This is a genomic window from Pseudomonas putida (assembly GCF_022627325.1).
Lineage (GTDB): Bacteria > Pseudomonadota > Gammaproteobacteria > Pseudomonadales > Pseudomonadaceae > Aquipseudomonas > Aquipseudomonas putida_X.
The window spans coordinates 291075-302775 of the sequence record NZ_JAETZZ010000001.1 but is presented as its reverse complement, the minus strand read 5'-3'; the positions used below and the strand labels follow the sequence as shown (position 1 = coordinate 302775).

Here is an 11701-nt window from a genome sequence, read left to right as displayed (position 1 = left end):
GGCCAAGCGCTGAAGCGTTTGGCTGTAGCGTCTGGAGATCATGAGCTTTCTCCATTTTCAATAATGCGCGCCACGTCCAGATAGGGCATGGGCAGGATGGCGTAGGTCCACCAATAGCCACGACGACTGCCAGGCTCGTAGGCCACCACTACGGCATAGCTGTCGCTACCATCGGCAGCGGGCGTGTACAGGCCCAGGTCTAACGTTCCGTTGCCCTTCACCAGAAACCAATCGGCAGCTTCGGGTTCTATCCGAAGATCGCCATCCTGGTCCTCGGTCCAGAGCTCCAGCTGCACGCTGCCGTCAGCCATTGGCTGGTACTGGAACCAGTGCGTTTCGTTCTGTAGCGGCAACAGCACGTCGATGGTTTGCCTGTCGTTTTCCCCTTCGACGATGATCTGCTCGACGGCCATGAGATCGGAAAGGTCGACTGCGGAAAACTTGCAGCCCGCCGCCCGCCTGGCCTGCCACTGCTCGGAGGGCACCGGCATGAGTTTGCCGTAACGCTCGTCGAACGCCATGGTCGCGGCGCTGCTTTTCTTGGGCACGACATACAGGCGACCATCCTGCACGTCCGGAAGAGGGCTCGGGTCGGTCTGGATCGACCCGATCGCACCCTCCGACATACGCCATTGGAGGTTACTGCCTTGTAGCGAAGCGCCTGAAACCTTGTAGACGTTATCCTTGGTGGCGAGTTGCTGGGCGGTCATGATGACCGGGTCCAGGGCAATGCTGCGCTTGATGACGGTGACCAGGGCCCGGCTGATATGCTCGCCGCTGGTGGCCGTGACGATGACCACCTTCTGCGCATGAGGGATTGTCGAGGCGACCATGGGCGTGTACTTGCCGTTGGCATCGATGCTGCCGCAATCACCCTCTTCATCCGGCAAGTTGCTCACTGCCCAGGTGACCCCGCTGGATGGCTCGGCGGTGAATTGATAGAACGAGCCGGCGCCGATGGTCACTTCAGTGGCATTGAGTTTGAGGGCTGTTCTGGAGGGCGCCAGATACCCAGGAAGTACGACATCACCGGGGACGAAGGCGCTATCAGGTTGTATTAACTTCGCGCCACCTCTGAATAACAACCCATGAAGCAGGAACAGATCGAGGTGTTGAGTAGACTTGCTGAATGAATCGATGGCATTCCTTAACTGCTGATCAACGAGGTGCCTTCCTAATCTATCCGCTTCGAATATAATCTCATTCACACTGGGATCGGAAGCGGCCCACTCATCCCAGATGGGCTGAGGTGTCAGATAAGCGTACGTGCTCGAGTACTCTGGTTTCATATAGGTTTTATTATCATCAATCCCAATCGAAAAATCACCATATCCCCCCCAACTATAATCAACTGGACCGGTGTAAAACCTTGAGTTACTTTTCGCCTTAGCCAACAGAGTAGTGCGATTACCTCCGCCCCAGTCGATTGTAAACCACCCTTCTTTCGCCGGATCACGTTGCGCTGTTAATGCACCGTCCCCCCACTCCTCATCTGGAGCGAATGCCATTTTAAATCCGTCTTGAAAATCCAAATAGGGCTCACTCTCCGGGTCGGTCTTGTAAGGCGGTATATCGAACACCCCCTGGGTTGCTCGAATACTTTGATTGAACCCCCCGTCACTGCCACCCACTACTTCAAACTGGAAAGGCCTATCCACGGCAGAACTATGAAGGTCGAAAAACCATTTGGCCACCAACCGCTGCAAGAAAAAGTTATGCGAAAAAATCACATTGGTGGTATAGGGCGTTGGAGCATTGGGCGCTTGGGGTAGCAGGTAATGGAAGTCTTTATCAGCCGCCGGGAAGCTGCCGTTTTCACCTCCCTGCATTGTCACGAACAGCAGCACAGCACCTTCGCCATCCGTTGCGTCGGGCTCGGCATGGGTTCTGATCAAAAAACTGGCTGGCTGCACAAACTCGTTAGGGGCGACCCTGAGCGTATTCAGGGTTAACTTTTTCTTTTCGTCAGGCCAACTGGAAAATATTTCTTTGTAGCGCGCACCGCCCAACTCGTTCTCTTCCCGGTAATCTGAAAAGGTCAGGTAAAACGTCCAACTCGGATGGCTCAAGTCGATGACGACTTTAGCCTCACCATTCTCTACCGGCTCTATGTCGCCCGGCGTATTGCCCAAGCGCAAACGCACATGCAGTACAGGCCCATTGAGGGCGTCGGCCAATTTAAGGGAGTTGAACCGATAACCACCGTTCAGGTCGGTGCCGACGTGAAACTGGCGGCCGCCCACGATGCGCATGGACAAGTCTGCTGTGCTGTCACTCAGCTTGGCATCCTCGAACTTCAGGCGGGGCTTGTCCAGACGTTGCCCTTCGGAAACTTGCCAACCCTGGGTGAGGGGTACAGCAAAGGTCAGCGTTTCAAAGTATGCTTCACCTTCGAAACGATCTATGTATTCCTGCATCAGCAAATCATTGGTCGTCTCACGGTCATAAGCGACAATCGCGTCCCAACCCCAAGTCCGAGGTTTTTCGCGCATGAAAATCAGAAAATCATTAAGCGACTCTCTAGCCATTTTTCTGTCCTCGATTGCATGATCAACGGCTATTGAGCCATTGTTAAATAGCGTGTGGAGAACGTCGTAGTCACGTCCTGTCGATCGACGTTCTCGACGTTCACCGTTACGTGGCTTTCAAACATTTCACTGAGCTTCTGCGCCCTCACTACGTCTTCCGGGATTGTGAGTTCGATAACTCTTGGGTCGACTTCGTCTGGATGCCTGGCCTTTCCATCGAACAGTCAGATCATCATCGTCCAAGGTCTCAAAATCGATTTCATCGTCGGTAGTGAGTATTTCGCTGATCGGGGCGGGTGGCGGCGTTAGCGGCTCGACCGCCTGTTCAAGTCGGCGTGACATTGGCCTATTCCTCGTGGGCTCAGGGCTCATTTATAAGCGCGTTTGAGCCACCCGCCTACTAGCAAAATTAACAGGTCAAGCGTGTTAAGCACCGCTTCAAACATCGGCTTTCAATCGGTCTCAGACACGGTAGCCACCACGCCTGAACAGGTCCCTGGCGTGCTGATTATTAATGTCGCTGCTCTTATTTTTAATAACGCCGCAAGCGGAAAAGGTGCGGCAATCAACAGCCGGCACACAACCCGGCATAACAAGTCATGTGCCGACATAGGGAATGATGAACGCAGTAACTTTAGCGTGCTGGCCAGTTAGGCCAAGCGCTGAAGCGGTTGGCTTTAGCGACTGGAGATCATGAGCTTTCTCCATTTTCAATAATGCGCGCCACGTCCAGATAGGGCATGGGCAGGATGGCGTAGGTCCACCAATAGCCACGAGAATTGCCAGGCTCGTAGGCCACCACTACGGCATAGCTGTCGCTACCATCGGCAGCGGGCGTGTACAGGCCACGGTCTAGCGTTCCGTTGCCCCTCACCAGAAACCAATCGGCCAAGGCAGGGTCTACCAGGAAATCGCCATTCTGGTCCTCGGTCCAGAATTCCAACTGCACGCCGCCGTCAGCCATCGGCTGGTATTTGAACCAGTGGGTTTCGCTGTGCAGCGGCAACAGGATGTCGATGGTTTGGGTGTCGTTCTTTCCTGTGACGATGATCTGCTCGACGGCTAGAAGCTCAGAAAGGTCTACTTCGGAAAACGTGCAGCCCGCCGCCCGCCGGGCCTGCCATTGCTCGGAGGCCACCGGCATGAGTTTGCCGTAACGCTCGTCGACCGCCATGGTCGCGGCGCTGCTTTTCTTGGACACGACATACAGGCGACCATCCTGCACGTCCGGGAGAGGGTTCGGGTCGGGCAGTATCGACCCGATCGCACCCTCCGACATGCTCCATTGGAGGTTACTGCCTTGTAGCGAAGCGCCCGAAACCTTGTAAGCATTATTCTTGGTGGCGAGTTGCTCCGCCACCAGGATGACTGGGTCCAGGGCAATGCTGCGCTTGCTGACGCTGACCAATGCCCGGCTGATATTGTCGCCGCTGGTCGCCGTAACGATGACCACCTTCTGCGCATGGGGGATTGTCGAGGCGGCCATGGGCGTGTATTTGCCGTTGGCATCGATGCTGCCGCAATCACCCTCTTCATCCGGCAAGTTGCTCACTGCCCAGGTGACCCCGCTGGACGGCTCGGCGGTGAATTGATAGAACGAGCCGGCGCCGATACTAACGTCATTGGCATTAAGTTTGAGAGTGGCTTGGGAGGGTGCCAAGTAACCTGGGAGTACGACATCACCGGGGTTGTAGCCGTTATCAGGCTGTATTGTGTTCGCGCCACCTTTGAATATAAACCCATGAAGCAGCAACAGATCCATGAATCTGGTAGACATGCCGAAGCTTTCGAGGGCCTTCTCTATCCGCTGGCGAACGAGGTGGGATGCTAAAGTATTCGCTTCGGACATCATCTCATTCACATCGGGATCGTACTTGGCCCAATCATGCCAGGCGGGCCTATATTCCAGCCCAGCCTGCATGTTCGAGCGTTCTAATTTCAGGTAGGTTTTTTTATCACCATCAATCCCAATCGAAAAATCTGCAGATAAGCGCCACCAATGATCAACAAAATGGCCGTACGCCCTTGAGTTTCTGTTCGCCTTAGCCTCCAGAGTAGCGAAATGGCCTCCAGTCCACGTGATCGTAAACCACCCGTCTTCAGACTGATGAGGTGTCACAACAAATGCACCTTCGCCCCACTCCCAATCATCAGCGAATGCAAGTGTAAAGCCTCCAAAAAAACTCAAATAGGGCTCACTCTCCGGGTCCGTTCTATAACTCGGCACCTGCAACGCCCCCTGGGTTACTTGAACCCCTTGAATGAACCCCCCGTCACGGCCACCCAACACTTCAAACTGGTAAGGTTTACCCACGTTTTCAAACTGAAGGTCGAAAAACCATTGTTCCACCATCCGCGGCAAGAAAAAATTATGCGAAAAAACCACATTGGTGCTATAGGGCATTTCAGCATTGGGCGCTTCGGGTAGCAGGTAATGGAAGTCTTTATCAGCCGCCGGCAAGCTGCCGTTTTCACTGCCCTTCATTGTCACGAAAAGCAGCACAGCACCTTCGCCATCCGTTGCATTGGGCTCGGCGTGGGTCCTGATCAAAAAACTCTCTGGCTGCACCAAGTCGACCAAGACGATGCTGAGTTCACACAGGGTTAACGCTTTCTTTTCGTCAGGCCAATTGGCAAATATCTCTTTATACCGCGCACCGCCCAAATGGTTCTCTTCCGGGTAGTCTGAAAAAGTCAGGTAAAACTCCCAACTCGGATTGCTTAAATCGATGATGACACTCGCCTGCCCACCCATTAGCCGCTCCACATGGCCCGGCGTTTTGCCCAACGCCAAACGCACATGCAGTACAGGCCCATTCAAGGCATCTGCCCATTTGAGCGAGTTGATACGATAACCACCGTTCAAGTCGAGGCCCACCTGAAACTGGCGGCCACCCACGATGCGCATCGACAAGTCTGCGCTGCTGTTCGGCAGGTCGGCGGCCTCGAACTTCAAACGGGGCTTGTCCAGACGCTGCCCTTCGGAAACTTGCCAACCCTGGGTGATGGGTACAGCGAAGGTCAGGGTTTCAAAGAATGTTCCGTTGTCAAAACGATCTATGTATTCCTGCATCAGCAAATCATTGGTCGTCTCACGGTCGTAAGCGACGATCGCGTCCCATCCCAACGTGCGGGGCTTTTCGCTCATGAAACTCAGAAAATCTTGAAACGACTCTCTCGCCATCGCGCTGCCCTCAATTGAATGGTCAACGGTTATTGAGCCATTGTTAAATAGAGTGTAGAGAACGTCGTAGTCACGTCCTCTTGATCGACGTTCTCGAAATTCACCGTTACGTGGATTTCAAACACTTCACCGAGCGTCTGCGCCCTCACTACGTCTTCCGGGATTGTGAGCTCGATCATTCCTGCCTCGACTTCGTCTGGCGTGGTCGGCTCATTACGTAGAACTCTTGCGAACGGTCCCGTGTTCCCCTTACCGATAAACGCGATGTTCACATGCTGCTCCGCAGCCATGAACACCCACTGCGTGAGAGCAAGGTGTGCCCCCTCCGCCAAGGCTTTTTCACGCGACAACAACTGGCCTCGAGCCTGGGCACAGGTGATTTGTGGATAACGGCTGGTGACCAACGGCAATATCCGTAAATAGACAGGCGGCGAGGCTTGGACCGTTTTCCCGTCTTTGACAATGTGCCAGAGCACCTCGAAGCGCTTATTGGCGGATTGGGCATTGGCCTCCATGTTGGCCGCCACGGCGCTGGCAGGCACCCTGAAACGCCAGGGCCAAGCGGGGCTTACCGGCTCGCTGGCGACATGGGTACCGGCGTCGGGGCGCCCAAGCCAATGCACCTGCACCGTTTCGCCCACGCGCAGGTCGACGGGCGGCACATTGATATAAGCCCCGCCTATAGCGCTATTGGCATCGAGCCACAAATGGTTGGGGTTTTCGCCGCCTTCACCCTGGGCTTGCTCGACCTCGACGACTGCCAAGTCTCGAGTGTCGACCAGCTCCACATCCAGGGTTTCCGAAGCCAGGCCCAGGCCCTCGCGAGCGCTTTGGTACGAGAGTTTCAGACGCTCACTGGTTTTGAGCACCTGCGCGCCTAGCTGGAAGGTAATCTCCCCATCATGCAGGGTACTCAGGTCGGCCCGTTCGAAGCCGATGGGCTGCCCGTTGACCTGCAACAAGATCCAGTCCGAGACATTGAGCTGAGGGTAGGCTTTGACCCGCAGCGTCAGCCCCTCGGGAAAATCGATGGGGTCCAGTTCGCCGCCCTCGTAGTCGTCGATGGTCAGCTGCGGCAGGCGGTCCTCGGGAAGCGGGCCAATGTTCAGCCTCTGCACCGGGCCCACCAGGGCCTCGCCGCCTGAAGCAAGCTTGATCTGATAGCAGACGTGCGCGTAATCGCCGTGTTGTAGGAAATTGAACTGGTCTTTGGGAACTTGCCTGATCACCGGCAGGCCGACATCGGCCTCCGTCAGCACTGGCTCAAGGTCGGTCCAGGGGACCTCAGGGAAACCGTCGCTGTACCCCTGGAAGGTCAACTTGACGTCGTCGCCTTTTTGCATGGCTTGGTAGGGAGGGATGATGAACGTCGCCCCGGCGCTGCCAAGGTCAGCGGGGTCGATGTACAACCCATGGGACTCCAAAGCCTGCGCGACCGGCAGATGTTCCATGCGATGTGCACGAACACCTACAAAAGCGAAGCGACGCAGCGAATGCCCCAGTGCTGGGTTGGCTACTTCGCAGGAGACGAAGGCGTAGCCTTGGTCTGCGGCAACGATGAATTCGTTTAGGATGTTGATCGTGACGCGGTTTGTCTGGGAGTTGAAATTGGCCTCATCGACCTCATAATCGCTGTAGAAATCAAAAGCTTGGCCGGCGGCACCCGCCCCTCGCCAGTGAATGTAGAATGTATTGCCCAGTGCGATGCCTGGCCATTCCATCGAAACAGCCAGATCATCATCGCCCAAGATTTCAAAATCAATTTCATCGTAGGTATTGAGTATTTCGATGATCGGAGCGGGTGGCGGCGTTAGCGGCTCGACCGCCTGTTCATGTCGGCGCGACATTGGCATATTCCTCGTGGGCTCAGGGCTCCTTTATAAGTGCGTTTGAGCCACCCGCCTACTAGCAAAATTAACAGGTAAACCGGATTAAGTACCGCAACAAACATCGGCCTTCAACCGACCTCAGGCAAGGTAGGCACCCCGCCTGAACAGCCCCTAGCGTGCTGATTATTGAGGTTGCTGCTCTTATTGTTAATTACGCTGCAAGCGCAAAAAACATGCAGCCCCCAACGGCCGCCACATAACTTGGCTTAACAAGTAATGTGGCGACATAGTTGATGAAGATCACAGTAAACTTCAGCGTGCTGGCCAGTTAGGCCAAGCGCTGAAGCGTTTGGCTGTAGCTATTGGAGATCATGAGCTTTCTCCGTTTTCAATAATGTGCGCCACGTCCAGATAGGGCATGGGCAGGATGGCGTAGGTCCACCAATAGCCACGAGGATTGCCAGGCTCGAAGGCCACCACTACGGCATAGCTGTCGCTACCATCGGCGGCGGGCGTGTACAGGCCCAGGTCTAACGTTCCGTTGCCCTTCACCAGAAACCAATCGGCAGCTTCGGGTTCTATCCGCAGAGCGCCATCCATGGTATCGGTCCAGAGCTCCAGCTGCACGCTGCCGTCAGCCATTGGCTGGTACTGGAACCAGTGCGTTTCGTTCTGTAGCGGCAACAGCACGTCGATGGTTTGGCTGTCGTTTTCGCCTTCGACGATGATCTGCTCGACGGCCATGAGATCGGAAAGGTCGGCTGCAGAGAACTTGCAGCCCGCCGCCCGCCTGGCCTGCCACTGCTCGGAGGCCACCGGCATGAGTTTGCCGTAACGCTCGTCGAACGCCATGGTCGCGGCGCTGCTTTTCTTGGGCACGACATACAGGCGACCATCCTGCACGTCCGGAAGAGGGTTCGGGTCGGTCTGGATCGACCCGATCGCACCCTCCGACATACGCCATTGGAGGTTACTGCCTTGTAGCGAAGCGCCTGAAACCTTGTAGACGTTATCCTTGGTGGCGAGTTGCTGGGCGGTCATGATGACCGGGTCCAGGGCAATGCTGCGCTTGATGACGGTGACCAGGGCCCGGCTGATATGCTCGCCGCTGGTGGCCGTGACGATGACCACCTTCTGCGCATGAGGGATTGTCGAGGCGACCATGGGCGTGTACTTGCCGTTGGCATCGATGCTGCCGCAATCACCCTCTTCATCCGGCAAGTTGCTCACTGCCCAGGTGACCCCGCTGGATGGCTCGGCGGTGAATTGATAGAACGAGCCGGCGCCGATGGTCACTTCAGTGGCATTGAGTTTGAGGGTGGTTTGGGAGGGTGCCAAGTAACCTGGGAGTACGAAATCACCGGGGTTGTAGCCTTTATCAGGCTGTATGGTGTTCGCGCCACCTTTGAAAATAAACCCATGAAGCAGCAACAGATTCATGAATCTGGTCGCCATGCTGAACGTTTCGAAGGCCCGTTGCATCCGCTGCTCAATGAGCCGGGGTGCTAGCGTATTCGCTTCGGACATAATCTTATACACATCGGGATCGACCGCGGCCCACCCACTCCAGTAGGACCCAAATTCCAGCCCACCCTGCATGTCCCAGCGTTCTACTTTCAAGTAGGCTCTTTTATCACCATCAATTTCAATCGCAAAATCAACAGATAAGCTCCACCAATAATCAACACCTGAGGCGTACTCCCTTGAGTTTCTATTCGCCTTAGCCACCAGACTAGTGGAATAGCCCCCAGTCCAAGTGATCGTAAACCACCCATCTTCAGACTGATGAGGTGTCACAGTAAATGCACCTTGCCCCACCCCATAATCATCAGCGAATGCAAGTGGAAAATCTCCGAATCTTAAATAAGGCTCAGTCTCCGGGTCGGTCTCAAACCGCGGCACCTGCAACGCCCCGTGGGTTACTCGAACCCCTTGAATGAACCCCCCGTCACTGCCACCTAATACTTCAAACTCGTAAGGTTTACCCACGTTTTCAAACTGAAGGTCGAAAAACCATTGTTCCACCATCCGCGGCAAGAAAAAATTATGCGAAAAAACCACATTGGTGCTATAGGGCATTTCAGCATTGGGCGCTTCGGGTAGCAGGTAATGGAAGTCTTTATCAGCCGCCGGCAAGCTGCCGTTTTCACTGCCCTTCATTGTCACGAAAAGCAGCACAGCACCTTCGCCATCCGTTGCATTGGGCTCGGCGTGGGTCCTGATCAAAAAACTCTCTGGCTGCACCAAGTCGACCAAGACGATGCTGAGTTCACACAGGGTTAACGCTTTCTTTTCGTCAGGCCAATTGGCAAATATCTCTTTATACCGCGCACCGCCCAAATGGTTCTCTTCCGGGTAGTCTGAAAAAGTCAGGTAAAACTCCCAACTCGGATTGCTTAAATCGATGATGACACTCGCTCGAAGACCAATTAGCCGCTCCACATGGCCCGGCGTTTTGCCCAATTCCAAACGCACATGCAAAACAGGCCCATTCAGTGCATCTGCCAGTTTAATGGAGTTGAACCGATAACCACGGTTCAGGTCGAGACCCACATGAAACTGGCGGCCACCCACGATGCGCATCGACAAGTCTGCGCTGCTGTTCGACAGGTCGGCGGCCTCGAACTTCAAACGGGGCTTGTCCAGACGCTGCCCTTCGGAGACTTGCCAACCCTGGGTGAGAGGTACAGCGAAGGTCAGGGTTTCAAAGAATGTTCCGTTGTCAAAACGATCTATGTATTCCTGCATCAGCAAATCATTGGTTGTCTCACGGTCATAAGCGACAAGCGCGTCCCAACCCCAAGTCCGAGGTTTTTCGCGCATGAAACTCAGAAAATCTTCAAACGACTCTCTAGCCAATTTTCTGTCCTCAATCGATGCGTTGGGCTCTACTTCTTATAACTGAGGCTCAGCCATCCGCCTACTGGCAAAATTATCAGGTCCTCGGTATTCACCTGGGCTACCTAGCCTGAAACGCTGCCAGATAATCTAGACCCATCTATGCGCCCCGCCGGACCTAGCAGTTTTGCCAGGTGCCTCACCGCCCCCATTGGGTTAGCTTCTTTAACAGTAACGAAAGCCGGGGCATGTTAAGCACCGCTACAACCATCGGCCCATTAATCGATCTGACGCGAGGCAGCCACCATGGCTAAATATAAGCTACTGTGCAGTTTATTGACTCTACTGCTTCTATCAGTGAACCACGCCGCAGTTGCGCAAGGCGGCGGTACTATCACGCTGCTGAATCCGCAGAAGGACAAATGCATTTTTGATATTCCCGGCCCCGGCACAGGGGTGACCCAGCAATTCAACCTGACCGCCTATGGCTCGTCCCTGCAATGCAAGGACTGGAAGGTCAGAAGCCTCGTGTTGACGGATCTTCCCTCCTCCGCGACTATCTACATGACCGATGACCCTTGGTGTACCCGTGGTAAGGGCAAACACGAAATTACATTACGCATCTCAGAGGCCTCAACTTCTACAGACCCGCGGACCCCCTGGGAAATCGCCAACCTCTATACGTTCCAGCCTGGATATGTCATTACGCGCGGCGTAAAACTGCAGTCGATGACACTGAAGCCTGGGGCTAACCCACGGGATTCGGTCGAGTGCGTTGAAGTTAAAACCTCCGCAGATATCGATACACCGAAGCTGAAACCCACGAGCGTTTACGATTTTGAAGAATTGTCAAAATATGAAAGTGATTCTGAGTTCGATTGCCCGCCAAACATGGTGATTACTGGTAGAGAACACGACCACGACGAGAACGGCCTTACCACTTATACGTGCGCACGCCTAAAGCAAGGCGACAGCCATGTCGTATTAAATGAGCAAAGCCAATCCCGTCGGTTCAATGAGGACGGCGGGCATTACTTTACTTGCCCACCTAATCAGGTCATGACCGGCCGAGATCACTACAACGATGAAAATGGCGACACAGTCTATCGGTGCAAGGCACCCAAGACAGAAAGCGGCCATAGACTTACCGTTACGCCTAGGCCGTGGAGCAAAGAGCAAAGCGAGGATGGGAGTAACTTCCAATGCGAGCCTGGCGAGGTCATGATTGGTCGCTGGCATTATAAAGACGAAAATGGCGATACCCGTGTGCGCTGCGCACTCGTGCAATGATTTTTATCCATTCGCACTCTAGGTCTCCCCGT

General features: G+C 54.7%; 5 protein-coding genes. 1 reads left to right on the top strand and 4 read right to left on the bottom strand.

The genetic code is table 11. The features are described from left to right. Nucleotides 1-38 precede the first annotated feature (38 nt). The 4 genes from JNA92_RS01370 to JNA92_RS01355 form a co-directional block, all read right to left on the bottom strand. Nucleotides 39-2528, bottom strand: coding sequence for a hypothetical protein (locus tag JNA92_RS01370; RefSeq protein WP_241803005.1), 2490 nt, complete (start codon nt 2526-2528; stop codon nt 39-41). A gap of 691 nt (nt 2529-3219) precedes the next feature. Next, nucleotides 3220-5676, bottom strand: coding sequence for a hypothetical protein (locus tag JNA92_RS01365; RefSeq protein ID WP_241803004.1), 2457 nt, complete (start codon nt 5674-5676; stop codon nt 3220-3222). 65 nt (nt 5677-5741) lie between these two features. Continuing rightward, the gene (locus tag JNA92_RS01360; protein WP_241803003.1) at nt 5742-7559 is read right to left on the bottom strand and encodes a hypothetical protein; all 1818 of its coding nucleotides are present in this window, start codon (nt 7557-7559) and stop codon (nt 5742-5744) included. A 351-nt stretch (nt 7560-7910) separates the two neighbouring features. Continuing rightward, nucleotides 7911-10400 (bottom strand): hypothetical protein, encoded by a 2490-nt coding sequence (locus tag JNA92_RS01355; protein WP_241803002.1) that lies wholly within the window; start codon nt 10398-10400, stop codon nt 7911-7913. A 285-nt stretch (nt 10401-10685) separates the two neighbouring features. Here JNA92_RS01355 and JNA92_RS01350 point away from each other — a divergent pair, with 285 nt between their 5' ends. Then, a complete protein-coding gene (locus tag JNA92_RS01350; protein WP_241803001.1) occupies nt 10686-11669 on the top strand; it encodes a hypothetical protein in 984 nt (327 codons plus the stop codon). Nucleotides 11670-11701 lie beyond the last annotated feature (32 nt).